Genomic DNA, 25,821 nt, shown 5'->3' with positions numbered 1-25,821 from the left:
TTCTTCGATCTGGGCGGCGGCTCGCTCGCGGCGGCGCAGCTGGTCACCGCCCTGCGCGAACGGTATCCGCAGATCGCCGTCGCGGACGTCTACGACCATCCCCGCCTCGGCGCGCTCGCCGAGCTGCTGGAGCAGACCACGCCCGCCGTGGCCGTGGCCGACCGGACGGTGCGGCCGACGCCACCGCTCGCGCAGGCGGCGCAGGTGCTCGCCACCATCCCGCTCACCACCCTCACGGGCTTGCAGTGGCTCACCTGGCTGGCGATCGTCGGCAACATCGCGGCCTGGTCCGGCTCGCTGCCGTGGCTGCCGCAGTTGTCCTGGTGGTGGACGCTGGTCGCGTTCCTGCTGTTCATCTCCCCGCTCGGCCGCATGGCGATCTGCGTGGCCGGCGCGCGGCTGCTGCTGCGCGGTGTCCGGCCGGGGCGCTATCCGCGCGGCGGCTCCGTGCATCTGCGGCTGTGGGCGGCCGTCCGCCTCTCCGAGGCCAGCGGCGCGGAGAACTTGTCCGGGGCCCCGTGGATGGTGCCGTTCGCCCGCGCGCTCGGCGCGAAGATCGGCAGGGGTGTCGACCTGCACAGCCTGCCGCCGGTCACCGGCATGCTCGAACTCGGCGACGGTTGCAGCGTGGAGCCGGAGGTCGACCTGTCCGGCTACTGGATCGACGGCGACGTGGTGCACCTCGGCCCGATCACCGTCGGCCCCGGCGCGGTGGTCGGCTCGCGCTCGATCTTGTTGCCCGGCACGAAGATCGGGAAGAACGCCGAGGTGGCGCCCGGCTCCGCGGTGGCGGGCAAGGTGAAGGCGGAACAGGAGTGGGCCGGTTCGCCCGCGGTGAAGGTGGGCAAGGCCCAGCACCGCTGGCCCGCGCACACGCCCGATCGAGCCCGGCGCTGGGTCGGCGTCTTCGGCGTCACATCGATCGCGTTGGCCGCCATGCCGATTCTCGGCATCGGCGCCGGTGGCGCGTTCCTCGCCTGGTTCATTCGCGACACCGGCACGCTCGCGGGCGGCGTCGCGCGCGCGTTCGCCGTACTCCCCTTCGCGACCCTGCTCAGCCTGGGCGTCTACGCCGCGGCGACCATCGTCGCGGTCCGGCTGCTGAGCATCGGCCTGACCGAGGGCTACCACCCGGTGCGCAGCCGGGTCGGCTGGCAGGCATGGGCCACCGAGCGCCTGCTGGATTCCGCGCGCACCTTCCTGTTCCCCCTGTATGCCAGCCTGCTCACCCCGCTGTGGCTGCGCTTGCTCGGCGCGAAGGTGGGCAAGAGCGTCGAGGCGTCGACAGTGCTGCTGTTGCCGAAGTTCACCACCGTCGCCGACGGGGCGTTCCTCGCCGACGACACCATGATCGCCGGTTACGAACTCGGCGGCGGCTGGCTGCACATCGGTGCGGCCAAGGTCGGCAAGCGCGCTTTCCTCGGCAACTCGGGCATGACCGCCCCCGGACGGCGAGTCCCGAAGAACGGGCTGGTCGCGGTGCTGTCGGCAGCGCCGTCCAAGGCGAAACCGGGCTCGTCCTGGCTGGGCAGCCCGCCGGTCCGGCTGCGCCGCGCCGCGGAGAACGCCGACACGGCGCGCACCTTCGATCCGCCCGCCCGCCTGCGCGTCGCGCGCGCCGTCGTGGAGACCTGCCGCTTGATTCCGGTTCTGCTGACCTTCGCGATCGGTCTCGGCGTCCTTTGCACCCTCGCGTGGCTCGCGCAAACCTTCGGCCACCTGGCCGCCGGGCTGCTCAGCGGGCTGGTGCTGCTGGCGGCGGGCGCCGTCGCGGGGGCGAGTTCGGTAGCGGCCAAATGGTTGCTCGTGGGGCGGATCGGCGCCGAGGAACACCCATTGTGGAGTTCATTCGTCTGGCGCAACGAGGTCTCCGACACCTTCGTGGAAACGGTTGCCGCGCCGTGGTTCGCGCGTGCGGCGACCGGTACGCCCGTACTGAACGTCTGGCTTCGCGGCCTCGGCGCCGACATCGGGCGCGGGGTATGGTGCGAGTCCTACTGGCTACCGGAGGCGGACCTGGTGACTCTCGGCGACGGCGCGACCGTGGAACGCGGCTGTGTGGTGCAGACCCACCTGTTCCACGACCGGATCATGGCCATGGACGCCGTCACCCTCGGTGCGGGCGCCACCCTTGGTCCGCACTGCGTGGCGCTGCCCGCCTCGGCGCTCGGCGACGGCGCGACCATCGGCCCGGCTTCCCTGGTCATGCGCGGTGACGCCGTGCCCGCCTCGACGCGCTGGTGGGGCAACCCGATCGCGCCCTGGTTCACGGGCGACCCCGGGGCGCGCTGATGGCGGGCAAGTTCTACGAAGCCCCCATCGACGAGTACCTCCCGCAGAACGGCAACCGGGGGTATCGGGTCTCCCGGTACGAGCTGGAGCTGACCTACCGGGTGTCGGCCAACCGGCTCACGGGGCGCGCCGCGATCACCGCGGTGACCACCGAGGCGCGCACCCGGTTCGCACTGGATCTCGGCCAGGCGCTGAGCGTGTCGAAGGTGTCCGTCAACGGCATCAAGGCCGCGAAATTCGCCCACCAGCACGGCAAGTTGGTCGTCACGCCGCAACAGCGGATTCCGGCGGGCGGCGTGCTCGCGCTGGTGGTGCAGTACGGCGGCACCCCGAAACCGGTGCGCGGGCCGTGGGGCGAGGTCGGCTGGGAAGAGCTGACCGAAGGGGCGATCGTGGCCAGCCAGCCCAACGGCGCGGCGTCCTGGTTCCCCTGTGACGACCACCCGAGTTCCAAGGCCAGCTACCGGGTTTCGATCACCACCGATTCGCCGTACTACGCGGTGGCCAACGGAGCCCTGCTGCGCAAGCAGACCAAGTCCAGTCAGACCACCTGGGTGTACGAGCAGGCCGAGCCGATGTCCAGCTACTTGGCCACCATCCAGATCGGTCACTATCGCAGGCACCGCATCGGTTCTTCGCACGCCCCGGTGCCGATGCACGCGATCCTGCCGCCGCGGCTGCGCGCCAACTTCGACCACGACTTCGCCCGTCAGCCGAGGATGCTCGAGGTCTTCAGCGAGAAGTTCGGCCCCTACCCGTTCCCGGACTACACCGTCGTCGTCACCGACGACGAGCTGGAGATCCCGATCGAGGCGCAGGGCATCTCCATCTTCGGCGCCAACCATTGCGACGGCCGCCGCGGCGCGGAACGGCTGGTCGCGCACGAGCTGGCGCACCAGTGGTTCGGCAACAGCCTGACCATCCGGCAGTGGCGCGACATCTGGCTGCACGAAGGCTTCGCCTGCTACGCGGAATGGATCTGGTCGGAGGCCGCGGGCGGGCCGACCGCCGATCAGCTGGCCCGGGCCGCACGGCACAACCTGGCCCGCGAGCCCCAGGACATCGTCATCGGCGATCCCGGACCGCAGCGCATGTTCGACGATCGCGTCTACAAGCGGGGTGCGCTCACCCTGCACGCTCTGCGCCTGGAACTCGGCGACTCGACCTTCTTCGACCTGCTGCGGGAATGGACCATTCGCTACCGCCACTCGTCGGTGACCACCGAGGAATTCACCGATCTGGCCGGGCACTACAGCCTGGTGTCGTTGCGCCCACTGTGGGACAGCTGGCTGCTCGCCGAACGACTACCGCAACTGCCGCCCTACGGCGGAGCCTCGACGGCCTGATCAGAACACCAGATACCGCGCGGCGAGTTCCTCGACCAGCGGATCGTCCTCCGGCACGTTGGCCAGCGCGTCCAGGTCGGTCTCCACGGCGATCTGCCGGGGGTCGTCGTGCTCGGTGTCCCGCGGGTCCTCGATGAGCTGGCGCAGCAGTTTCTGCTGCACCCGGGTCTTCAGCGAATCGTTCATACCTGAGGGCTGCCCGCACACTCGCGTGTTACACGGGTGTGAACAGGGTTCCCCATGGCGTGTTGCGTACGACCGTGTAGATCGCCAGCAATGCGAAGAATGTCCACATGGTGGTCCGGCTGATCGACGGCAGCCGCATCTTCCGGCCGCGCCACGCTTGCACGGTCCAGTCCAGCACCCACACCGCGAACGCGAGAACCAGCGGAAGCGCGAGCAAGTTGCTGTGCAGCGCATCCAGGACATGCCCGTCGGTGAGGTTGTGCACGGCGCGCATCCCCCCGCAGCCCGGGCAGTACCAGCCGGTCAGCGCGTAGACCGGACAGGTGCCGTAGGAGCCCTCGACGTGCGGATCGCGCAGATGCAGCAACACGCCGACGCCCACGCCGACACCCGCCACCAGCAGCGGAACTGCCGCCCCGCGCCACCCGGTCTTCGGCTCGGTTCCCTGGTCCGCCACGGGACCGGAGGCATGCTGCGCGATGTCCACGGGTCAACCGTAACCGGGCGGCGACCTGCGCCGCTACGGCGCTATCCGACAACCCGAATCAAGCGCGGCTGATCTTTTCTCTCGAAATGATCTTTTGCCGTACCGAATACGGGGGTACTCCCCGATATAGAAGAGCAATACCGTCGTCTGGCGCTAACACTAGCAAGCAGCGCTGCTTGCACTGTACGGTGACGGTGGACACAAAGGAGTGCCTGATGCTGGCGAAGTCGATGAGGACGCTGGCGGACGCGTACAACGGTGCGCTCACCGCCGACTACCGTGCCGGACTGCGGTCCCGCACCTTCCGTACCGCGTCGTTGAACGCGCCGACCGCCCGTCACGCGGTCATTCCGGTCACCACCAAAGACGGCGCTCGCCTGCGAGTACATGCCTACGGTCCGGCCAAGGGCGATGTCATCGTCCTGATCCACGGCTGGAGCTGCAGCATCGAGTACTGGAACCCGCAGATCAACGCGTTCGCCGATCGGTACCGCGTGGTCTGCTACGACCAGCGCGGCCACGGCGCGAGCGAATCCGGCAGGTCCGTTCCCAGCAAAGAGTCACTGGCCGACGATCTGTCGGCGGTTCTGAACGCCACACTCCGTCCCGGACAGCGGGCCGTGCTGGTCGGCCACAGCATGGGCGGTATCACCGTGCAGGCGTGGGCCGCTCGCTATCCGGAGCAGGTCCGCAAGCAGGCCGCGGCCGCCGTCATCTTGAACAGTACGTCGGGCAACATCCGCTACGACACCGATCTGCTTCCGCTGCTGAACAAGCCGTTGACGCTGGCGGACCGCCCGCTCACCGTGCTCGGCGCCACCGTGCGGATGCCCATGATCGTCGCCGAGACGCTGCTCACCGCCCCGGTCCCGCTTCCTGGCGGCTGGCCGACCAGCGCGCTGCTCAAGGCGCGCGTGATGACCCCGCACGCGACCGCCGACCAGGTGGAGTTCGCGCTGGGCATCGTGCGCTCGTGCCGACCGCTGACCCGCGGCAGGCACGCCGCCGCCCTCGCCGACATGGATCTCGCCGAAGCCGCCGCGTCCCTCACCGTGCCGACCACGGTGATCGCAGGCGCCCACGACCGCTTGCTGCCCGAGCGCATGTCGCGCCGCATCGCCGACGCTCTCGCGGAAACCGGTCACTTGGCCGCCTACCACGTCTGGCCCACGGGCCATCTGGGCAATATCGAAGCCGCCGACCGCTTCAACGCGGAATTGGCCGCCATCGCCGAGCGCGCCCACCTGCGCTCCGCAGCCGCGGGCTGACCCGGCAGAACGTTCTCCTGGACCGGTCGACGGCGCCCGGCCCAGGAGCAGCGTTCACCCACCACCGCTCGCCCCGTTAACATTCGGCGAACTCATGTCGACACAGCTGACAGACAGTTCGGGTCCGACGAAGGGAGCAGCGGTGAATATCCGGCATGGTGTGGCGGTCCTAGCCTTGGTCATCGGCGCACTCGGTGCGACCGCCCCGTCGGTATCCGCGCTTCCCCTCGGTGTCCCCCCGGCACGAACGCTCTGCGACGGCGGCCTCGCCGGTATCGGCATGATCGCCGCCTACTACGACCCCGATCGCAACTACTCCGGTGTCCCCACGCTGTGGATACGCCCCGAGTTCGTCTACGCTCCCGACCGGCCCGGCGGCTCCTGCGGCGTGGAAGTCACGGTTTCATGGCGGAATTCCGACACCGGGGTCTTCGGCACCCTTGCCCCTATCCGGGTCGACGACAGCACACCGGCCGAGGAGAACGTCGCGGGCTCTTGGATTCCGGTATCCATTCCGTCCGGTCTGGGCCGTGTGGAAGTCCTGATCGCGACGGACGCTCCCCACGTCCCCGGAAAGGGCGTCTTCGTCGTGACTTAATCAGCGTTCGTCGCGACGCCAGGCGACCGAATCCGCACGCTACGGCTCAGTCGGTGCTGCGGCGCAACTTCATCCTCCGAACCCATTGCGCGATAGCCGCCACGGCCGAGAACATCGCCGTCGCACCGGCGAACAGCGCCGTACCCGTGAGTTTCGCGGTCTCGAATTCGACCTTGCGCAGCCCTGGCAGCGGGTATTGCCCGTTGCCCGAGGCCCATCGGATCACGTAGCCGACCTGCGTTCCGAGGTCGGTTGGCGGGCCGGAGCCGATCATGGAGCGCAGTTCCGGCCCCTTGCTGTTGAGATAGACCAGCGTGAAGGCGATGAAAAGCGCCACCGCCACCGCGGAACCGGTCGTCAAACGCGCAAGGATCTCGGTGGGCGCACGGAGATTGGCCAACGCGGCGAGCACGGTGAGGAAGATCGCGATGGTGGCGAGGATGGCCCAGGTGCCGCTGAGATTGGAATGGGCCGGCGGATTCTTCGACCAGAGACCCACGAGCGTAGTGGTGATGTGGGTTTGGCCGAAGGCGTTGCTCCAGATCGTGCCATCCGGTCCTCCGGTAGCGAGCCACGGCTTGAACAGCAAGCTGAACGTGAGGATGCTCCCGGCCGCGGCACACAGGTAACCCGAGTTGTCCCGGAGCGAGGTCACCAGCGGTTGCACCGCAGCCCGCAGTTGCGGACCCCGGGTCCGGGGATTCGGCATCCGTGCTCGGAGCCTCGACACCCGCGCCCGGAGCCGGGCGAGGTCGACCCGGCGTTTTCGAGTGCCACTCGGCGCGCGGGTCGTCGAGCCTGCCTGTTGCTGCCGGTCACGACTCGCTCGCCAAGGAGTTGGCTGCACCATCTCGCTACACCCCTTCGACCGAATCGATAGGTGACGAGCCGTCAGATATCGGCTCGCTACCTACGGCAGCAGGCTGGCGTCCGGCCGGTTCCTGAGAAGCGTTCGGCTCGGGGGCCTGCGGCGCATCGCCGTTCGCTCGGCCGTCGGCCACGCCGGGACTCGTCGCAGACGGTTTCGCCACCGACAGTGGATCCGCGATGTCCTCCAAGGACTGGCCTTCGGCGTTCACTCCGAAGAACCAGGCGACCAGGCCGCCGAAGATCATGAACCCGGCACCGATGACGTACCCCACCGTGAGCGGGAAACGGTCGGGGCTCGGGTTGTCGGCGCCGCCCACCAGATGGCCGAAGAGGAACGGCGCGACGACCCCGCCCGCACCCTGCGCGATGGCGAAGAAGAACGAGATGGCTTGACCACGCAACTCCAGCGGGAAGATTTCACTGACCGTGAGATAGGCAGACGACGCACCCGCCGAGGCGAAGAAGAAGATGACGCACCAGAAGAGAGTCTGGGTGGTGGCGTTGAGAATGCCCGCGTTGAATGCCCATGCGGAGATCAGAAGCAGGAAACCGGAGCCCAGGTATGTCGCGCATATCATCTTCCTGCGGCCGATGCTGTCGAAGAGCGGGCCGAGCACCAAGGGGCCGATCAAATTACCGATGGCGAACGGGAAGAAATAATATCCGGTGTGATCGTCCGGCACGTTGTAGAAATTGATCAGCACCAAGCCGACGGTGAAGAAGATCGCATTGTAGAGAAAAGCCTGCGTCGCCATCATCGTGAATCCGAGGAACGAGCGCGACGGGTATCGCCCGAAGAAGATCCGGGCCATCTGCAGGTAGGAGAGCCGATCCGCGTCCACGATGTCCAGGGCTTTGCTCTCGTCGACCGGAGGGAGTTCGATGCCCTGCTTCCGCAGTTGCGCTTCGATGTCGTCGACGGTCCGCTCCGCCTCCTCGGCCCGCCCATGGGTGAGCAGCCAGCGCGGGCTCTCCGGAATGTGCCTGCGCAGGAAGATGATGATGAAGCCGAGGACGGGCCCGATGAAGAATCCGATCCGCCATCCCCAGCCGGTCGGAACGAAACTCTCGTTGAACAGGATCAGGCTCGCCGCGGCTCCCAACGCCGCGCCACCCCAATAGGTGCCGTTGATCGCGATATCGACCCGTCCCCGATATCTGGACGGCATGATCTCGTCGATCGCCGAATTGATCGCCGTGTATTCACCGCCGATTCCGGTGCCGGCGATGAAGCGGAACAAGTACAGCGACCATGCGTTCCACGAGAAACCGGCCAACCCACTGCCGATCAGGTAGATCGCCAGCGTCAGGATGAACAGTTTCTTGCGCCCGAGCCGGTCGGTGAGCCGGCCGAACACCAATGCGCCGACGACCTGGCCTGCCAGGTACCACGAGGCCATCGCACCGACCTGCCCTGAGGTCAGATGCAGCGTTTCGACGTCTTGCAGCGGTCCGCCCATGCTGCTGACGATCTGGATCTCGATTCCGTCCAGGATCCAGGAGACTCCCAGCCCCACGACGATGAGCCAGTGGAATTTGGTCCACGGAAGCCGGTCCATCCGGGCGGGAACCAGACTTCGTACGACCTTGGTTTGCGTTTCCAGCACTTGACGGATCACCTCGATTTCAGAAGGAGGCCGGATCGTCGAGGGACCTGCGCAGCGCCCCCGACCGAACGCCGCACCGGGATCACCTCGCCCCCTCGCCACCTCGGCCGAACGGCGGCACCACCCAGTGCCCGGAACGCGGAAGTCCCAGCACAGCGCGATCGCGAGCCGGGATCGCGCCTGGACATCTGCACTGGTGTCGCTCCTCAACGGCTGAGCGGAACGTGGTTACGCCCGATTTACGTAAATATTGGATCGTTGTGAATTGTGCCACTGATTGGCGGCTCGTTAAAGTCCGCTGTGCTTGCCCCCGTTGACATCAGGCCGGACTCACCGAGCGACGTGGCGTGTCAGGACTGACGGGCGCGAGACCGCGGGGGTGGTGGCGATCAATCCGTCGCGCGGTGGGCTGGTGGCCAGGCGTCGCCCCATTCCACGTCCCGTGCCCGGCGATACGCATCGCCCTGCCGCTTCGAGACGAGGGTTTGCCGCACGCCGTCGTCGGCCGTGCAAACCTGCAGCGTGACCAGGCCCTTGCGTTTGAGCGGATGACGCAGGATTCGACCAGGCGCGGGGGCGTGCGCGGTCCGGGACGCGACCACGTAGGAGAACTTCTCGTCTTCGTGGCCGAGTTCGCCGCCCTTCAACCGCCGGTGCAGGGATGTCCGGTTGATTCGCGTGCTGAAGTGGCACCAGTCCGACCCCTCGGCGAGCGGGCACAGGCGCTGATGCGGGCAGGGTGCCACGACCGTCATATCGGCATCGATCAGAACGTCGCGTGCGGCGAGGATTCTGCGGTGGCCGTCCGGAGTTCCGGGCTCGAAGACGGTCACCACTTCCGCCCCCTCGGCGGACCGGGCCACCAGGTCGGCTTGGTCTGCCCCGGAAAGCTCGCTCAGCACGTAAGAGATCGTGACGAGGTCCGCTCCGCCGAATGCTTCCCGAGCGGCGAACGAGGTCTGCCGCCACACGGCGGAGCGCAGCGCCGCAGCGGTTGCGCCGCCCGCAAGACTGCGCCCGAGCCGCAGTGCTTCGTCCACCTGATCGAGCACGGTCACCTCGGCCAACGAGGGGAACAGTCCGACCGCTGCCCACAACGCCGCGCCGGTCCCCCCGCCGACGTCGAGCATCGTCCTGGGCTGGAAGGCGGGCGCCTGCTCGGCGAACCGCTCCAGCGCACTGTGCACAGCGGCCCACGTCGCGGGCATGCGATAAGCGGCGTAGGCGGTGACGTCGGCGGTCGAACCGAGAATCGGCGTCGCCGCCGGGCGCGGGTCCCGGTAGCGCGAGATCAGCCGGTCGACCGAGGTGGCGAGCTGCCGCTCGGGAACGCCCGCGCACGCTCGGTCGAGGGCCTCGACGAGTTCGACGGGCAATTCCATGGCCCGTCATTCTGTCATGGCGGTGCACGGTGCGAGCTATGGCCCGCGACGTGCTCGAGCGGTGGACCGGATGCGCCTCAGCTGGTGGTGGTTCTGGTTCCAGGTCGCAGCGCGTGGACGGCGAGAAGGGCGGTGTCGTCCTCCACTCCGGGCCCGAAGGAGTCGAGCAGTTCCCGAAGAGCTTCGATACCGCCGGACGCGGTGACGGGCGCGAGGGCGCGAGCGAATTCGACGAGTGCTCGGTCGCTGTAACGGGCGCCGTCCTCCGCGATGCGAGCTTCGGTGAGTCCGTCCGTATAGAGGAGCAGCGTGTCCCCGACCTCCAGCCGGAAGCTCCTGGTGACGATCCGGGCGTGCGGGATCGCCCCGATCAGCTGGCCGCCCCGGGTGTGCATCTCTTCCACCTCGCCGTCGGAACGCAGCAGCAGCGCAGGCGGGTGCCCGCCACCTGCCAAGGTGATCTCGCAACCTCCGCGATCGGCAGTGGGCCGGATGAGTCCGAAGATGATCGTGCAGAATCGGGGCCTGTGGCCGTGGTACCGCTCGGTGAGTGTGGTGTTGAGCGTGTCGAGTATCGCCGCCGGGTCGTGGGTGTAGGCGGTGGCCGTACGCAGGGTGTAGCGGGCCAGTGACGTGAGTGCCGCGGCGGGAGCTCCTTTGCCACAGACGTCGCCCAGGAACATGCCCCAAGTGTCGGCAGTGATGGGGAACAGATCGTAGAAGTCGCCGCCGACCTCGTCGGTCGAGGCGATGTGGTAGTACGCGGCAACTTCGAGGCCGGGAACCTGGGGCAGTTCGGGTGGCAGCAGGGTGGTCTGCAAAGTGGCGTTCAGACGCTGGAGGCGTTCGCGTTCCTGCTCGGCTTCCCGGCGCGCCCGTAGCAGCTCCGTCTCGTAGGCCCGGCGCTCGCGGGCGTCGAAGACGGTGGTGCGAATCAGTAGCGGTTGTCCCTCCCTACCGGTTTTGACATGTGAGCTCACCAGGACCGGTAGTCGACGACCGTCGGCGGTCTTCATTTCCAGCGCGATGCCGCGGATATCGCCCTGCATCCGGAGCAGAGGTGCGAAATGGGTTTCGTGATAGAGACGGCCGCCCACGGTGAGCAGGTCGGAGAAGTGCTTGCGGCCGACGAGTTCGTCGCGCTGCCAGCCCAGCCAGTCCAGCAGCGTGGCGTTCACTTTGGCGATGCGGCCGTCCAGCGAGGTGGAGAGGTAACCGCAGGGGGCGTTCTCGTACAGGTCCTCGGCGCTGTCCTCGAGTAGCGCCGCGAATACCGCGTCGTCATCCGTCCCGGTTCCGAGCGCACTGCCGCGGCCTCGGTCGCCCGCCGCGTGCGTCATCCGGTTTCCGCGGCGAAGGCGGCGATCGCGGCGGCGGTCTCGGCGGGAGAACTGAGCTGGGGGCAATGGCCGGTCGCGGTGAGCGTGGTCAGCCGACTGCCCCTGATCCGTTCCTGGACGAACGCGCCGACCTCGGGTGGGGCGATGGCGTCGGCGGAGCATTGCAGGATCAGCGTGGGGACATCGACCGCATCCAGATCGTCCCGGTTGTCGGAGAGGAACGTGACGCGGGCGAAGACGCGCGCGATCTCCGGGTCGGTGCGACAGAAACTATTGGTGAGCTCCTCGGCCAGCTCCGGACGGTCCGGGTTGCCCATGATGACCGGCGCCATCGCCCCCGACCAGCCCAGATAGTTCGCGTCGAGCGCCTCCAGGAGTTCCTCGATGTCGGCGGCGCTGAAACCGCCGCGGTACCCGGTGGCCGGATCATCGATGAAGCACGGCGAGGGAGTCACCAGGACCAGTCCGGCGAATGCCGAGGGTTCGCGTGCGGCGGCGAGCACTGCCATCGTCGCGCTGACCGAGTGCCCTACGAAGACCACCGGCCCCAGCTCCAGCGCGCGAAGTAGCGCCAGCACATCCTCCACGTAGCCGTCCATGCTGGAGTAGCGCGACGCGGTCCACGCCGAGAGGTCCGAGCGGCCCGCGCCCACGTGGTCGAACAGGACGACGGTGAAGTCACGCTCCAGAACCGGCGCGACCAGCCGCCACATGTGCTGGTCACACCCGAATCCATGGGCGAGCACGACCACCGGCGCGCCGTTCTTGCCGCGGACCGTCACATGGTTCCTGCTCAACACCTCCACACAGACACCTTCGCAGAAGTTCCACGCGAACGCCCACCATCGATCGCTCCGCCGGCCGCTCCAGCCGCCGCATCCGATGTGCTCGTCGGTTCTCTACTGGAGCGCACTGCCGGTCCGGTGGTCAACGACGGTACCTACGCTCCAGCAAGCGCCGGGCTCGGTCGCGGTGGACGGCGGACCAGGCTTGAACCCGGACCGCCCACCAAGGGGCGATGTCCAGGGGTTTGGCGGTGACGGCATGCGAGATGAGGTCGGAGGCTTCGTCGACGGTCAGACCGGGGATGCGGCTGAAGTCGGTGGGGGCGCTCATTCTGGTGTGGACCAGTGGCATATAGACGGAGGTGGTGGTGACATCGTCGCAGGCGAGTTCGACGGCGACGCTGCGCAGCCAGACATCGAAGGCCGCTTTCGAGGCGAAGTAGGCCGACCAGCGCGGACCCGGCGGCATGAGCACGCCCCAGGTGGAGACGTTGACGATATGTCCCTGCTTGCGCGCACGCATATGGGGTAACAGATCGAGCAGCAACCGCACCGGGCCCAGATAGTTGACGTCGATGGTGCGGGTGAAATCGTGGAAGCGGTCGTAGGACTCGGCGATGGGCCGCCGGATCGACTTTCCCGCGTTGCTGATCACGACATCGATGTGCCCGTAGTCGGCCAGCAGCGTCCGGCCGAGCAGGTCGACGGCATCCATGTCGGTCAGGTCGGTCGCGTACGCGTGGGCTGTGCCGCCGTCGGCGGCGATGTCGGCGGCCAGCTGTTCCAGTTCAGGACGGGAACGGGCCACCAACGCCACCACCGCCCCCGCCGCGGCCAGCTTCCGCGCACTGGCCTTGCCGATACCGTGCGAGGCCCCCGTCACCAGCACCACCTTGCCCGCGACAGCCGCACGCAAAGATTCCTCGGTGGGCCGGAACCTCGGGTACATCAGCCGGATCGCCACCCGTTCGGCGAGCGACCGCCCACGATTCGGGGCCGGATTCCCGTTCACAGCTCTCGAATGATCTGTTCGATATTGCGCTCGGCCAGCGCGCTGATCGTCAGTGAGGGGTTCACCGTTCCGGTGCTACCGGGCACTGCCGCCCCGTCCATGACGTAGAGGTTCCGGTAACCACGCACCCGGCCGTAGCCGTCTGTCGCGAGTCCGAGCACCGCGCCGCCCAGCGGATGGGAGGTGAACGAGGCATCCGCGTCCACGGCAGGCCTGGAGATGGGCCTGCAGTTGCAGGCCGCGTTGTCGTTCACTTCCCGCGCTCGCTCGAGATAGCCCGCGGCGCCGCCGGCCGGCCAGTCCAGGACCACGCGCCCGTCGGACGGGTCACAGACGAACCGGCCACGGGTGTCGTCGAGCACGATGCCCAACGACGCGAGAAGGGTGACGTCGAACGGCGTCGTGCCGGGGATATACCAGCTCTCCAGCGCCACGGGTACGCCCGCCTCATCGAGGATCCGGCTCGCGGACGGCGTGCCCTGCGTGCCCACCTGGAACGTGCTGAGCGGCCGGGCCAGGGCGACATCGCCGTTGCTGCCCCAGCCTTCGCCGATGTGCTCGTTCAGGTTCGGTAGCGCACCGGTCTCCCGCGCACGCACCAACAACTCGGAGGTGCCGATGGAGCCCGCGCCCAGGAACAGCATGTCGCAGGTCAACGTCCGAGTGCGCAGCACCTCACCGGTCGGGGCGAGTTTGGTCACGTCGACGGTATAGCGGCCCGACGCTCCCGGTTCCTTCCCGATGGCGTCCACGCGATGGCCGGGATAGATCCGGGCGCGGCCGGTCTCCTCGGCATAGCGTAGATAGTTCTGGTTGAGATCGAACTTCGCGCCGTTGGAATTGCCGAGGTTCGAATTGCCGACCGTCGCCGACGGCCTCGATCGCAAAGTCAGTTCATCGCGGATGACGTCCCAGTTCCATGTGCCGTCGATACGCTGCGGCGCGTAGCCTGCCACGCGAACCTGTTCGTCCCAGGCTCGCGAGTGCGCGAAGGCGAAAGAGCTGTAGATGTCCTCTGGAATAACACTGGGCCGCAAAATCTTTCGGACCCGGGGGTAATAGACGTCGCGCATTTCGCGATAGTCGACCACGCCGCGGAACACAGACTCGAAGAACCGCTGCTCCGGCTCGATCATCACCCCGGTGAACACGACCGACCCGCCGCCCACACACGCACCACGCCACACGTCCATGCCGGGGTAACTCGTGACATCGAGGACCCCGCCGAACGGATCGATCGCCAGTGGAATCCTGTTCACCCCGGTGAAGGTGGTGCGGTGCCAGAAACCGCGGCCATCCGGGATCGTGTCGGTGGCGAAGATGTCACGCCATGGATCATTCGGCCATCGGGACCCGCGCTCGAGCACCGCGACCTGGATCCCCGACTGCGCCAGGCGCAGCGCGGTGACCGACGCCCCGAAGCCCGATCCGATGACGATCGCAGGCACATGATCGGCCGGATCCGGCAGCGGGGCGAAGATCTCCGGCACCAACATGCGATACATCGCCGTTCTCGGACTCGGGACGAAGTTTTCCGCCCTTGCCGCGGACGCGGCCGTACTCGCACCCGCTGAACCCAGCATCGCCGCGGCGCCCTTGACGAAACCACGCCGGTTCATCGTGCCTCCGGCCCGATCCAACCGCCGCTCCGTCACCTCCAGCAACCAAACATGACAACCATGCGTACTACCTTCCCAACCCGGTCAACCGCCACATCGCGAGGCATAAGTCGACAGAATTAATAGCAGCGCTATGTCGTAGCTACTCTCTATTATGAGCAGTGGGTCCGGGACTGAGGAGATGTCGATGTTGACTCGCGCGTGGATCCGGTGGCTGCTCACGCATGGCCTGCTACGGACCTATCTCCAGTTGGCGGCGCGTCGGGGTAATCCCCTCGGGCAAATCGCCGTCGGTCAGGATCGCTTGCTCGGCTCGTCGCCGTACATCGAGGAGATCCGGCGGCGGGGCCGAATTGCCAGTATGTCGGGCGTACACGTCACGGCGGACCACGAACTGTGCCGACTCATCCTGCGAGACCGGCGCTTCGGTGTGGTCACGCCCATCCATCCAGCGCTGCCGAAGCCGATCCGCTGGATCATGGGAAAGACGGATCTGGGACTTCCCAACATTGGGGAACCGCCCTCGATGCTGGTGGCCGATCCGCCGGATCACACCCGGTACCGCCGCTCGGTCCGACAGGCATTCGGTCCGAAAGCCATCGCCATGCTGGAGGAGCGGATTACCGAAGTCACCGAAGACCTACTCCACCGCCTGGAATCGAAGCCTCGCCCGGACCTGATCACCGACTTCTCCGCGCAGCTGCCCGTCACGATCATCGCCGAGATTCTCGGGTTGCCCGCCGACATGCATTCGACCCTGCTGAAATGGGGAGACACCGGCGCGCCATTGCTCGAAAGAGGCCTGGCCTGGACCACCTACCGCCACGCCATGGAAGACCTGGTCGAGGTCGAGCAGTACTTCGACCACTATTTCGACGGGCTCACCGCCGAACCGGACAATCACGTACTCAGCATGCTGGTGACAGGTGGCGAACTCACCCGCCGCGAGCAGGTGGCCAACGCGGCCCTGCTGCTGGACGCCGGATTCTTGACGACAGTGAACATGCTCGGCAACGGAATCGTCCTTCTGACCAGCCACCCGGACCAGTTGGCACTGCTGGCCGCACGGCCGGAGCTATGGCCGAACGCAGTCGAGGAGATCCTGCGCTACGACGGTCCCGTACGGATGACCGGCCGGGTCGCGAACTATGACGTCGACATCGATGATGCGCACATCAAATCGGGTTCCCTGGTCCTGCTGTCGTTGGCGGGCGCCAACAACGACCCCGCGGTCTTCCCCGACCCCCAAAGATTCGATGTGACCAGGGAAAACGCCGCGGAACATCTCGCGTTCAGCAGCGGGATACACGGCTGCCTGGGAGCCAGGTTGGCCCGTCTGGAGGGTGCCGTCGCGCTGCGAATCCTCTTCGAGCGGTATCCGAAGCTCCGCCTGGACGGCCCGCCGACCCCCCATCCCCTGCGAAATCTGCACGCCTACCGCTCCATGCCCGCCGAGTTGATTGCCGCCTAGCTACCGAGTTCTCCGGTAAGCAAGGCTTCCGCGCGGAGTACGGCAATCGCGCGAAATCGGGGATGGTCGCCCCATTGTGCCGCCTCATCCATTTATCGACTACTCGGATCGAGTAGTCGGCTACTCGGGACCTCATCGATTCACCATGCAACAGTCACAACCACATTGTTTCCGTTGAGGAGGATCTGATGCGTACCCAACCCGACAAAGAACAGAAGAGCGACGGCCGTTACTCGATGACGGATGCCGAGACCGAGATAGACGACTTCGCCGCTACAGCTCCCCCGGACGAGGACGCGGGCTGCGTTGTGCCCGCTCTGCCGCCCCGGCTTTTGAAGCGCGCGGCAGAAATAGCCTCGATTCTCAATCCGGTGAACGCGCCGCTCACTCAGAGCGCGGCAACCGAGAACGGCTTGCCGGAAGTGGCCGAGCTGGCAGTGCTGACCTCGAAGTACTGGGGCTTGCAGCGGCGCACACTGTCGGTCAGCTTTATGGAGACGACGTCCGCCGACCTCCAGCAGCGCATACTCAGCCACATGAACGCCTGGAACCTCAGCGTCACCTTCGTCCTGACGAACGGCACAGGTCAGGTGCGTATTTCCCGCGCCGGTCAGGGCTATTGGTCCTATCTCGGAACGGACATCCTGCTGATCCCGCAGAACCGCCCGACTATGAACCTGCAGGGGTTCTCGATGACCACGGCGGAGGGCGAGTACAAGCGGGTCGTACGCCATGAGACGGGCCACACACTCGGCTTCCCGCATGAGCATCTGCGCCGCGCTCTGGTCGATCGACTCGATGTCGCCAAGACGATCGCCTACTTCCGGGACACCTACGGGTGGAGCGAGCAACAGACACGGTCGAATGTTCTGACGCCGTTGGACGAACGCTCGATCATGGGTACGCCCAACGCCGACCAGGATTCGATCATGTGCTACCAGTTGCCCGGCCAGATCACAACGGATGGGCAGCCGATTCGCGGCGGCTTGGACATCAACGTCGCCGACCGCACCTTCGCGAATTCCATTTATCCGAGGTTCTGGCCGCTTTCCAGCCAGGAAACGGACTGGGATGAGGCCGAGGACATCAGCATGGACTCCGCGCTCGCGCAAGCATATGCCTCGGCTGGTTGATCTCCGCACAGGTCCGGTGGGGGAGAGATTGGAGCTGGAGCCCAGTGACATCGTGCTGCTGCCCGCCGCGGGAGCGCGCGTGATATCGGGCTCTACGGTCCAGGTACTGGGTGTGTACCAGAATGCGACCCCACTACCGGACGGACGTGTACTCGCACCCGAAGGTCCACCGGATGTCGTTATGCTTTCCTCGTTGATTTCCGGCACCTCGACGGTGCTACTGATGACCGGCGACCCCTTTCATGGAGCGACGCCACAGGACTTGATCGTGATCGTAGGGAGAGGCTGAATAGCTCTCGCCCGTAGGCGCGGGCTCGAGCCGGAATCTACGCGCGGTCAGGGTCGCGGCGTGGCGGTACGGCTGATCACACGTGGGATGTCGAGGGCTGCCAGTTTGTCGGGGTTGCGGATGCCGTAGCCGTTGACGATCTTGTCGTCGGCGATTTCGAACACGAGCACCGCTTCCAGGTTGTCGCCGATATAGCAGGCGAGTGCGGGCTGGCCGTTGCAGTTCACCGCCTCGATCCGGACGCCAGGGCGGTGCTGCGCGTACCGGAAGACCGCCATGAGTATGGCGCCTACTCGCTCGGCGCCGACCATGACCAGCTCTCGGAGCGCGGTCACCTTGCCGCCGCTGTCGGTGGTCCAGGTGATGTCGGGTGCGAGGATCGACAGCAGGCCCTCCATGTCACCTGTGGTCGCGGCGGACATGAATCGTTCGGTGACCGCGGCGGTTCTGGTGGTGTCGACAGGCCCGAACCGCTTGCGCCGCGCCTGGACGTGACTGCGGGCGCGACGGGCCATCTGGTGTACGGCGTCAACGGATTGACCCGTCGCCGAGGCGATTTCGGCGTAGTCGAAGCCGAATACGTCGCGCAGTACGAAGACCGCCCGCTCGGCGGGGGTGAGCGTTTCCAGCACCACCAGCATCCCCATCGACACCGATTCGGTGAGCACGACATCGGCGGAGGCGTCACCGTCGGCGAGCAGCAGCGGTTCGGGCAACCACGGACCGACATACTCCTCGCGGCGACTGGCACTGGCCCGCAACGCGTTGAGGGCTTGCCGGGTGACCAGTTGCGCCAGATATGACTTGGTGTCGCGGACAGTTGCCAGATCCACACTTCGCCACCGCAGATAGCTGTCCTGCAGCACATCGTCGGACTCGGTCGCGGAACCGAGGATTTCATACACGATGGTGAACAGCAGAGGTCGCAGATGCAGGAAACGCTCGGTGTGCTCGTCGATCCCGGTCACGAGTGCGACACCGCCTCCGGCTCGGCTCCTCGTATTCCCTTCCGCCTGCCCAGACCCAGGAAGGACGGGATCGCGCCCGGCTTGCGGGCCTCCTTGCGGATGGTTCCCACCGGACCCGCCAGCCCCACCTTCTCCTTGATCAACCCTGCCACACGTCCGCTGATGTGCAGATTCACCGGAGTGTCGTCGCGACGGCTGAACTGCATCGCACCGGCGCGGCCGCCCAAACCCACTGTGCAAGCCACAAAAGCCACATCCAGCACGGCGGGCTTGTCGCCCGCGATGCGGGCCAGCACGTTGTCTGCGGCTTGGGCGCCCAAGGGCTGTGCGGCATAACAGCTCATCCGCAGCGGGCGACCCGACGGGGCGGCCGCGTCACCGGCGGCGACGATACGGTCGTCATCGATGCTGGTCAACGTCTCGTCGGTCAGCAACCGGCCCAACGCATCGGTGCGCAGACCGCTACGCGAAGCCAGATCGGGCACACCGAATCCCGCGGTCCAGATCGTGACCGCACTGGGCAGCACAGCGCCATCGGACAGCACCACGGCATCACGCCGCACTTCAGTTACCCGTGTGTTCTCGAGCACCTCGACTCCGTTCTCGGCCAGCCACTTCACGACCGACCGCCGAGCCGGATCCGAGAAGCTCGCAGCCAACCTACCTCCGCCGGCCAATGTGACGGTGTGGCCCTGCTCGACCAGTTCGGCGGCTGTCTCGATTCCGGTGAGCCCACCGCCGACAACGACGATCGGCGCGTCCGCGGGCACTTCGCTGATAGCGTCGCGCAGCCGTTGCGCGTGCTCCAGTTCGGCGATGGGGTATCCATACTCGGCGGCACCGGGTATCGACGCCGGCATCGCCGCGGTACTACCGACCGCGTAAACGAGATAGTCGTAATCGAGTTCGCGACCCGAGCCCAGCTCCACGGTGCGGGCAGCGGTATCGATACGGACGGCGCGGTCGACCACCAGCCGCACGCCCGGGCCGAGCAGTGTGTCGTAGCCGATACCGGCCTCGTGGGTACCAGCCACGAACTGATGTAGCCGCATCCGCTCGACGAACTGCGGCCGGGGGTTGACCAGTGTTATCTCGACGTCGCGACGCAGCCGCAGCCGATTGGCCGCCACGGCACCGGCATAACCGCCGCCGAGAACGACAACCTTGGTGATGGCGTTGAAATCAGTCATGCCCTTCAGACACGCCCCACCACCCAGATCCGACATGAAGTGACCTAGATCACAGCAGTTTCCGCTCGGTGTCGCGGCAGTAGAACCAGACGTCCAGGCGACCCACCGGCGCTGCGGCGCCACAAGCGTGCGGGGGCTGCGATGAACCTTCGTCACCTCGAGATGCGAATGATGAATCCGTGCCCGTTCCAGGCATCGGAACAGTGGTTGACCTCGCCTTTTGTTGAGCCGCCTGGGGGAATCGAACCCCCGACCTTTTCATTACGAGTGAAGCGCTCTACCGACTGAGCTAAGGCGGCGTGCCTTTCGGCCAGGGCAGTCTATCGTCTCGCGGGCCCGATCGCGAAAACGGGTGGTCAACGGTCACTGTGCGCGGGCCGCGATGAGGGCGGCGGCCATCGCGGCGAGGGCGAAACGAGGTTTGACGTTCAGGTCCAGTGCGGTGCGGCAGGCGAGAACGGCCTCGATGGACTTCAGCAGGCCCTCCGGGGGCATGCGATCGGCCAGATCGTGGATCTCGTCGGACAGGTCGGGGTGGGTGAGCGCGACGCCGGAGCCGAGCCGGGTGGCCCCGAACCGGACGGCGAGTGCGTCCCGGTAGACACCCGCGACGTCGATCAGGGCGCGGTCGAGTGCATCGCGGCCGGTGCGGGTCGCGCGGGACTTCTGCCGTCGCTCGAGGTCCTTGAGCACGCCCGCGGAGCCGCGGGTGGCGCTCGCGGCGCCCTTGCCGGTGCCGCCCGCGCCCAGCGCGGTCGCGAGTTCCTCGCGCTCACGTTCGTCGCGGGCAGCGCTCATCTGCTTGGCCTCGTCGTCGGCCGCGCGTACCAGCTCGTCCGCGGCGGCATAAGCCGCGCCGGGCTTCCCGACCGCCGTGACCAGAGCCAGAGCGCGCTGACGGCGCGCGCGTGCGTCCTCGTCGGTGGCGAGCCTGCGGGCACGGCCGACATGTCCGCCGCTGATCGACGCGGCCCATGTGGCGGTCTTCTCATCGAGGTCGTCGCGTTCGCGCAGCACCCGCGCGATGGCGGCCACCGATGGCGTCACCAGGTGCACGTGCCTGCATCGAGAGCGCAGCGTGATGGAGATGTCCTCGGGGTCCACCGACGGCGCGCAGAGCAGGAACACCGTCCGGTCCGGCGGCTCCTCGACGACCTTGAGCAGAACGTTTCCCGCCGCCTCGGTCAAGCGGTCGGCATCCTCGATGACCACCACCTGCCAGCGCCCCGTGCTCGGCCTGCGCGAGGCCACCTGCACGATCTCGCGCATCTCCTTGGTGCTGATGCTCAGCCCCTCCGGCACCACCCGGCGAACGTCGCCGTGCGTGCCCGCCATGGTCGTGGTGCAGGCGTGGCACCTGCCGCACCCGGGCGTTGCCGGATCGGTGCACTGCAGCGCAGCCGCGAAGCACAGCGCGGCAACGGATCTGCCCGACCCGGGCGGGCCGGTGAACAACCACGAATGCGTCATCGCGCCCTCGACCACTCCCCCGCGGGCCGCGACGGCGGCAGCCGTCAACTCGGACTCGACCGCCTCCTGGCCGACCAACCGATCGAAGACTCCCGCCACGGCGTACACCCTAGCCGCCGCCACCGACAGCTCGGTCCCGATACCGAACTCGCGACAACCGCGTTCGGTGGCAGTGCACGCCGGTCCGCCACTGCCCGCGGCCGCGCCGGCGTGACCGCGGCCCACGGCGCGTCCCGGGTCCGGGATCAGGAAGCGCGCTGCCGCGTACTGTTCGCCCCGTCCAGCTCCTCACGGATGATGTCGGCGTGTCCGGAGTGATGCGCGATCTCCCGCAAGATGTGCAGCACCGTGTAGCGCACCGACTGCCAGATCCGCTCCGGCGTCCACGGCGTCGTCGGGGTGGGGATCGAGGTGTCGAGACTGTCCACCGAACGGATCAGCTCGGCCGTCGCCGCGGCGACCTCGTCCCAGGTGGCCAGCAGGCCGGCCACGGTCTCGTCGTCCGCCATGACGTACTCGGCGCCGAACTTCGAGACGTCCAGCTCCGCGTTCTCGTCCCGCCGCACGATCACCGAGGTCCAGTGCCGTTCGCAGCTGATCAGGTGGTGCAGCAGCCCGCCCAGGGTCAGCTCGCTCACCGTGGTCCGCCGCCGCGCCTGCTCGTCATCGATGCCGCGCAGCGTGATCCGGAAAATCTCGCGCTGGTCGGCGAGCATCGCGATCAGATCCTCGCGCTCCTGTTCGGTACTCATGGCGCTCAGGCTACGGCCGCGGCCACGACTGGGAACTCAGGACTTCCCGACGCCGGTCTTCTTCGCCGCCGCCTTCTGCGCCGTGGTCTTCTTGGCCACCGTCTTGGTGGTGGTCGCCTTCTTGGCGGCGGTCTTCTTCGCGGCGGTCTTCTTCGCCGGCGCCTTCTTCGCCGCGGCCTTCTTGGCGGTCTTCTTCACCGGTCCGCGCGCCCGCCGGTCGGCGAGCAGTTCCATGGCCCGCTCCGGAGTGATCGATTCGATCTCGTCGCCCTTGCGCAGTGTCGCATTGGTCTCGCCGTCGGTGACGTACGGGCCGAAGCGGCCGTCCTTGATCACCATCGGCTTGCCGGTGGCCGAGTCGTTCCCGAGTTCCCGCAGCGGAGCGGCGCTCGATGCCTGCCGTCCACGGCGCTTCGGCTCGGAGTAGATCTTCAGCGCCTCTTCCAGTGTGACGGTGAAGATCTGGTCCTCGGTGTTCAGCGAACGCGAGTCGGTGCCCTTCTTCAGGTACGGGCCGTAACGCCCGTTCTGCGCGGTGATCTCCTCGCCGCTGGCCGGGTCGGTGCCCACCACGCGCGGCAGCGACAGCAGCTTGAGCGCGTCGTCGAGCGTGATGGTGGCCAGGTCCATCGACTTGAACAGCGAGCCGGTGCGCGGCTTGGGCGCCGCGGCCTTCTTCGCGGTCTTCTTGGCGGGCTCCTGTCCCTCCTCGGCCTGCGGCTCGGGCAGGACCTCGGTGACGTACGGACCGAAACGCCCTTCCTTGGCGACGATTTCGTGCCCCGACTCGGGGTCGACGCCGAGCGAACGGCCCTCCTGCGGAGTCGCGAACAACTTCTCGGCGACCTCGGGAGTCAGCTCGTCCGGCGGAAGATCGTCCGGCAGGTTGGCCCGCTGCGACACCGCGTTGCCTTCGGGGTCATCCGGATCGGTGACCATCCGCTCCAGGTAGGGCCCGTACTTGCCGACCCGGACGACAACGTCTCGTCCGGCCGCATCGGTGAACAGCTTGATGGAGTTGATCTCGCGGGCGTCGATGTCGTCGAGCCGGTCCCCCACCATCTTCTTCAGACCGCCGGACCGCGCGACCGAGCCCTCCACCCCGTGATCGCCGCCGAAGTAGAAGCTGGACAACCAGTTTCCGCGCTGCTCGCGTCCACCGGCGATGGCATCGAGGTCGTCCTCCATCGCCGCGGTGAAGTCGAAATCGACCAGTCGGCCGAAATGCTCTTCGAGCAGGCCGATCACGGCGAACGCCACCCACGACGGAACGAGCGCGCTGCCGCGCTTGTAGACGTAACCGCGATCGAGGATCGTCTTGATGATCGACGAATACGTCGACGGGCGGCCGATGCCCAGCTCTTCGAGCGTCTTGATCAGCGACGCCTCGGTGTAGCGAGCGGGCGGATTGGTGCTGTGCCCATCGGGATTCAGCTCGACCGCGGTGACCGCTTGACCTTCCTCCAGCGCGGGCAGCCTGGACTCGGCGTCGTCGGACTGGCCGCCCGCCTCCTCGTCGACGCTCTCCACATAGGCCTTCAGGAAGCCGGGGAACGTGATGGTGCGACCGGAAGCCGAGAACACGCACTCCTCGCCGGTCCCCGCGACGCCGGTGATGCGCAGCGTCAGCGTGGTGCCCCTGGCGTCGGCCATCTGAGAGGCGACGGTGCGCTGCCAGATGAGCTCGTAGAGGCGGAACTCGTCGTTGTCCAACCGCGCGTGCAGTTGACCTGGCGTGGCGAAGGTGTCGCCCGCCGGACGGATCGCCTCGTGTGCCTCCTGCGCGTTCTTCACCTTGCGGTTGTATTGCCGCGCGCTCGGGTGCACGTACTCCGAACCGTAGAGCTGGGTCGCCTGCGCACGCGCCGCCGCGATGGCCGACTCCGACAGCGTCGTCGAGTCGGTTCGCATATAGGTGATATAGCCGTTCTCGTACAGTCGCTGTGCGACCCGCATGGTGCGCTCGGAGGTGAAACGGAGTTTGCGCCCCGCCTCCTGCTGCAACGTCGAGGTCATGAACGGCGGATAGGGCTTGCGGGTGTACGGCTTGGCCTCCACCGAGGAGACCACCAGATCGGCGCCGTCCAGCGCTTCGGCCAGGCGGCGCGCGTAGCCTTCGTCCAGCACGACGACGCCGTTGGTGGACTTGAGCCGGCCGTCGGAGCCGAAATCGCGTCCGGTGGCGACCCGCGCGCCGTCGACGGTGACCAGTCGCGCACCGAAGGTTCTCGGGTTGGTGGCGTCGCTTTCCTCGCCGTTGCCCGCGTCGAGCTTGGCGGCGATGTCCCAGTACTCGGCCGAACGGAACGACATGCGCTCGCGTTCGCGCTGCACGATCACCCGGGTGGCCACCGACTGCACGCGGCCGGCCGACAGCCGCGGCATGACCTTCTTCCACAGCACGGGACTGACCTCGTAGCCGTAGAGCCGGTCCAGGATGCGGCGGGTCTCCTGGGCGTCCACCAGATCGTTGTCGAGGTCGCGGGTGTCCGCGGCGGCGGCCTGGATGGCGGGCTCGGTGATCTCGTGGAACACCATCCGCCGGACCGGCACCTTGGGCTTGAGCGTCTCCAGCAGGTGCCAGGCGATCGCCTCGCCCTCGCGGTCGGGGTCGGTGGCCAGGTAGAGCTCGTCGGCGTCCTTCAGCAGACTCTTGAGCTCGGTGACCTTGGCCTTCTTGTCCGGGCTCACGACGTAGATGGGTTCGAAGTCGTTGTCCACGTCCACGCCGAGACGCGCCCAGGATTGACCCTTGTACTTGGCCGGGACATCGGCCGCACCGCGCGGCAGATCCCGGATATGACCGACCGACGCCTCGACCGTGTAGTTACGACCCAGGTACGGCGCGATCTTGCGGGCCTTGGTCGGGGACTCGACGATCACGAGACGACGCAGGGGACGGCCCTGGTCGGCTGCACCGAGGTCTCGTGTTGCCACCGGCGAATACACCTTTCCTGATCGACCCGCGCTGCGTCGTTTCCCGCTGTGCGCGGCTGGGGTGAGCGGCTGCGACGGCTGAACACCGCACCAGACACGTTTATACCGTGACGCCGCGTGTGGTCGAGTGCTTGCGACTCGAACCACCGAGCGTACGCCCGTGAGTTCGAATCAGTATGCCTTGTCGTTTCGCCACACCTGCGCCGCGGCATGCTCGGCGGACCCGTTCCGCCGGCTCACACGGGCCGTGACTACCCCAGATATAGCTCGTCCCTCACCCCGTTGCCGGTGGTGAGGGACGAGCTGTGGATCCTTGCGCCGCTCAGCTGAGCGCACGCACTCCGGTGGCCTGCGGGCCCTTGGTGCCCTGGCCGACCTCGAACTCGACCTTCTGGTTCTCCTCGAGGGTGCGGAAACCCGAACCCTGAATCTCGGAGTAGTGGACGAAGACGTCAGCGGAGCCGTCCTCCGGCGCGATGAAGCCGAACCCCTTCTCCGCGTTGAACCACTTCACAGTTCCCTGTGCCATTCTGTTCCTTCTCTTTTCTTACCGGAACGGCGGACAACTGGGTTCGTCCACCGGGTCCGTTGTGACCGCTGTACTGTTGGTTCCCCCTGCAGGAAAGCACCAAGCACACCGTTCGCAACATCGATCCTGCTGACGGTTTGGACTTTGGATCCGTCCCTCGAACACAGAAGCTTGCGACCAGGAACCAGTGAACCATGTCTTCGGGCAATTCAACAGTCGAGTTACCGACAATTTGCAAAAAAGTTGATCTTGCGAATGCGCAGGTGAGGGACACAATGGCGGAATCCAGA

General features: G+C 67.0%; 21 protein-coding genes and 1 tRNA gene. 6 read left to right on the top strand and 16 right to left on the bottom strand.

The window, feature by feature from the left end:
- Positions 1–2,292, top strand: a 2,292-nt coding sequence (locus tag ON21_RS01760) for a Pls/PosA family non-ribosomal peptide synthetase (protein ID WP_039794605.1), incomplete at its 5' end; no start/stop codon positions are given.
- Entirely contained in the window at positions 2,292–3,638 is a 1,347-nt protein-coding gene (locus ON21_RS01755; protein WP_083880349.1) for a M1 family metallopeptidase, read from the top strand. The genes ON21_RS01760 and ON21_RS01755, both read left to right, overlap by 1 nt.
- On the opposite strand, the gene ON21_RS01750 is transcribed toward ON21_RS01755, so the two are convergent.
- Both ON21_RS01750 and ON21_RS01745 read right to left on the bottom strand, forming a co-directional pair.
- Complete coding sequence (locus ON21_RS01750) at positions 3,639–3,824, bottom strand: hypothetical protein (RefSeq protein WP_039794604.1); 186 nt, start codon at positions 3,822–3,824, stop codon at positions 3,639–3,641.
- Between the two features lie 28 nt (positions 3,825–3,852).
- Entirely contained in the window at positions 3,853–4,311 is a 459-nt protein-coding gene (locus ON21_RS01745; RefSeq protein WP_039794603.1) for a DUF2752 domain-containing protein, read from the bottom strand.
- Between the two features lie 215 nt (positions 4,312–4,526).
- Here ON21_RS01745 and ON21_RS01740 point away from each other — a divergent pair, with 215 nt between their 5' ends.
- Together ON21_RS01740 and ON21_RS01735 are read left to right on the top strand one after the other, a co-directional pair.
- Positions 4,527–5,579 (top strand): alpha/beta fold hydrolase, encoded by a 1,053-nt coding sequence (locus ON21_RS01740; RefSeq protein ID WP_039794602.1) that lies wholly within the window; start codon positions 4,527–4,529, stop codon positions 5,577–5,579.
- 142 nt (positions 5,580–5,721) lie between these two features.
- On the top strand, positions 5,722–6,177 hold the full coding sequence (locus ON21_RS01735) for a hypothetical protein (protein WP_157170683.1): 456 nt from the start codon (positions 5,722–5,724) through the stop codon (positions 6,175–6,177).
- A 46-nt stretch (positions 6,178–6,223) separates the two neighbouring features.
- On the opposite strand, the gene ON21_RS01730 is transcribed toward ON21_RS01735, so the two are convergent.
- The 7 genes from ON21_RS01730 to ON21_RS01700 form a co-directional block, all read right to left on the bottom strand.
- Complete coding sequence (locus ON21_RS01730) at positions 6,224–6,832, bottom strand: hypothetical protein (RefSeq protein WP_157170682.1); 609 nt, start codon at positions 6,830–6,832, stop codon at positions 6,224–6,226.
- 199 nt (positions 6,833–7,031) lie between these two features.
- Complete coding sequence (locus ON21_RS01725; protein WP_245562420.1) at positions 7,032–8,654, bottom strand: MFS transporter; 1,623 nt, start codon at positions 8,652–8,654, stop codon at positions 7,032–7,034.
- 389 nt (positions 8,655–9,043) lie between these two features.
- Positions 9,044–10,036 carry a small ribosomal subunit Rsm22 family protein gene (locus tag ON21_RS01720; RefSeq protein WP_039794598.1) on the bottom strand — a complete coding sequence of 331 codons (993 nt, stop codon included), beginning with the start codon at positions 10,034–10,036 and terminating at the stop codon, positions 9,044–9,046.
- 77 nt (positions 10,037–10,113) lie between these two features.
- Positions 10,114–11,376 carry a PP2C family protein-serine/threonine phosphatase gene (locus ON21_RS01715; protein ID WP_039794597.1) on the bottom strand — a complete coding sequence of 421 codons (1,263 nt, stop codon included), beginning with the start codon at positions 11,374–11,376 and terminating at the stop codon, positions 10,114–10,116.
- A complete protein-coding gene (locus tag ON21_RS01710; RefSeq protein ID WP_039794596.1) occupies positions 11,373–12,182 on the bottom strand; it encodes an alpha/beta fold hydrolase in 810 nt (269 codons plus the stop codon). The genes ON21_RS01715 and ON21_RS01710 overlap by 4 nt, the downstream gene beginning before the upstream one ends.
- A gap of 121 nt (positions 12,183–12,303) precedes the next feature.
- Positions 12,304–13,173: an SDR family NAD(P)-dependent oxidoreductase gene (locus ON21_RS01705; protein WP_245562418.1), complete on the bottom strand. Its 870-nt coding sequence runs from the start codon at positions 13,171–13,173 to the stop codon at positions 12,304–12,306.
- A complete protein-coding gene (locus tag ON21_RS01700) occupies positions 13,170–14,828 on the bottom strand; it encodes a GMC oxidoreductase (protein WP_505762779.1) in 1,659 nt (552 codons plus the stop codon). Before ON21_RS01700 ends, ON21_RS01705 begins: the two co-directional genes overlap by 4 nt.
- 151 nt (positions 14,829–14,979) lie before the next feature.
- Here ON21_RS01700 and ON21_RS01695 point away from each other — a divergent pair, with 151 nt between their 5' ends.
- Both ON21_RS01695 and ON21_RS01690 read left to right on the top strand, forming a co-directional pair.
- A complete protein-coding gene (locus ON21_RS01695) occupies positions 14,980–16,263 on the top strand; it encodes a cytochrome P450 (RefSeq protein ID WP_039794611.1) in 1,284 nt (427 codons plus the stop codon).
- Between the two features lie 188 nt (positions 16,264–16,451).
- Positions 16,452–17,396 carry a M12 family metallopeptidase gene (locus ON21_RS01690; protein WP_086006339.1) on the top strand — a complete coding sequence of 315 codons (945 nt, stop codon included), beginning with the start codon at positions 16,452–16,454 and terminating at the stop codon, positions 17,394–17,396.
- A gap of 336 nt (positions 17,397–17,732) precedes the next feature.
- Here the strand turns inward: ON21_RS01690 and sigJ are convergent, their stop codons facing one another.
- The 7 genes from sigJ to ON21_RS01655 form a co-directional block, all read right to left on the bottom strand.
- Positions 17,733–18,653, bottom strand: coding sequence for an RNA polymerase sigma factor SigJ (gene sigJ, locus ON21_RS01685; RefSeq protein ID WP_039794595.1), 921 nt, complete (start codon positions 18,651–18,653; stop codon positions 17,733–17,735).
- Positions 18,650–19,843, bottom strand: coding sequence for an NAD(P)/FAD-dependent oxidoreductase (locus ON21_RS01680; RefSeq protein WP_039794593.1), 1,194 nt, complete (start codon positions 19,841–19,843; stop codon positions 18,650–18,652). The genes sigJ and ON21_RS01680 overlap by 4 nt, the downstream gene beginning before the upstream one ends.
- A gap of 226 nt (positions 19,844–20,069) precedes the next feature.
- Positions 20,070–20,142 (bottom strand) — tRNA-Thr (locus tag ON21_RS01675).
- A gap of 64 nt (positions 20,143–20,206) precedes the next feature.
- Positions 20,207–21,412, bottom strand: a complete 1,206-nt coding sequence (locus ON21_RS01670; protein ID WP_039794608.1) for a DNA polymerase III subunit delta' — start codon at positions 21,410–21,412, stop codon at positions 20,207–20,209.
- 146 nt (positions 21,413–21,558) lie between these two features.
- A complete protein-coding gene (locus tag ON21_RS01665; RefSeq protein WP_039794592.1) occupies positions 21,559–22,065 on the bottom strand; it encodes a mycothiol transferase in 507 nt (168 codons plus the stop codon).
- Positions 22,066–22,101: 36 nt separating this feature from the next.
- On the bottom strand, positions 22,102–24,948 hold the full coding sequence (topA, locus tag ON21_RS01660; RefSeq protein ID WP_245562423.1) for a type I DNA topoisomerase: 2,847 nt from the start codon (positions 24,946–24,948) through the stop codon (positions 22,102–22,104).
- Between the two features lie 376 nt (positions 24,949–25,324).
- A complete protein-coding gene (locus ON21_RS01655) occupies positions 25,325–25,531 on the bottom strand; it encodes a cold-shock protein (RefSeq protein ID WP_011206895.1) in 207 nt (68 codons plus the stop codon).
- Between the last annotated feature and the right edge of the window lie 290 nt (positions 25,532–25,821).

Origin of the sequence: Nocardia araoensis NBRC 100135 (assembly GCF_000308435.1) — a bacterium.
GTDB classification, from domain to species: Bacteria; Actinomycetota; Actinomycetes; order Mycobacteriales; family Mycobacteriaceae; genus Nocardia; species Nocardia araoensis.
Note: the sequence above shows the minus strand (reverse complement) of the source record. Positions and strands in the feature narration are given on the sequence as shown.

Excerpts from the sequence above, each read along its gene's own strand:
- ON21_RS01755 (WP_083880349.1), top strand. The coding sequence starts at position 2,292 with ATGGCGGGCAAGTTCTACGAAGCCCCCATCGACGAGTACCTCCCGCAG.
- ON21_RS01750 (WP_039794604.1), bottom strand. The coding sequence starts at position 3,824 with ATGAACGATTCGCTGAAGACCCGGGTGCAGCAGAAACTGCTGCGCCAG.
- ON21_RS01740 (WP_039794602.1), top strand. The coding sequence starts at position 4,527 with ATGCTGGCGAAGTCGATGAGGACGCTGGCGGACGCGTACAACGGTGCG.
- ON21_RS01720 (WP_039794598.1), bottom strand. The coding sequence starts at position 10,036 with ATGGAATTGCCCGTCGAACTCGTCGAGGCCCTCGACCGAGCGTGCGCG.
- ON21_RS01715 (WP_039794597.1), bottom strand. The coding sequence starts at position 11,376 with ATGACGCACGCGGCGGGCGACCGAGGCCGCGGCAGTGCGCTCGGAACC.
- ON21_RS01695 (WP_039794611.1), top strand. The coding sequence starts at position 14,980 with ATGTTGACTCGCGCGTGGATCCGGTGGCTGCTCACGCATGGCCTGCTA.
- ON21_RS01690 (WP_086006339.1), top strand. The coding sequence starts at position 16,452 with ATGCGTACCCAACCCGACAAAGAACAGAAGAGCGACGGCCGTTACTCG.
- ON21_RS01680 (WP_039794593.1), bottom strand. The coding sequence starts at position 19,843 with ATGACTGATTTCAACGCCATCACCAAGGTTGTCGTTCTCGGCGGCGGT.
- ON21_RS01665 (WP_039794592.1), bottom strand. The coding sequence starts at position 22,065 with ATGAGTACCGAACAGGAGCGCGAGGATCTGATCGCGATGCTCGCCGAC.
- ON21_RS01655 (WP_011206895.1), bottom strand. The coding sequence starts at position 25,531 with ATGGCACAGGGAACTGTGAAGTGGTTCAACGCGGAGAAGGGGTTCGGC.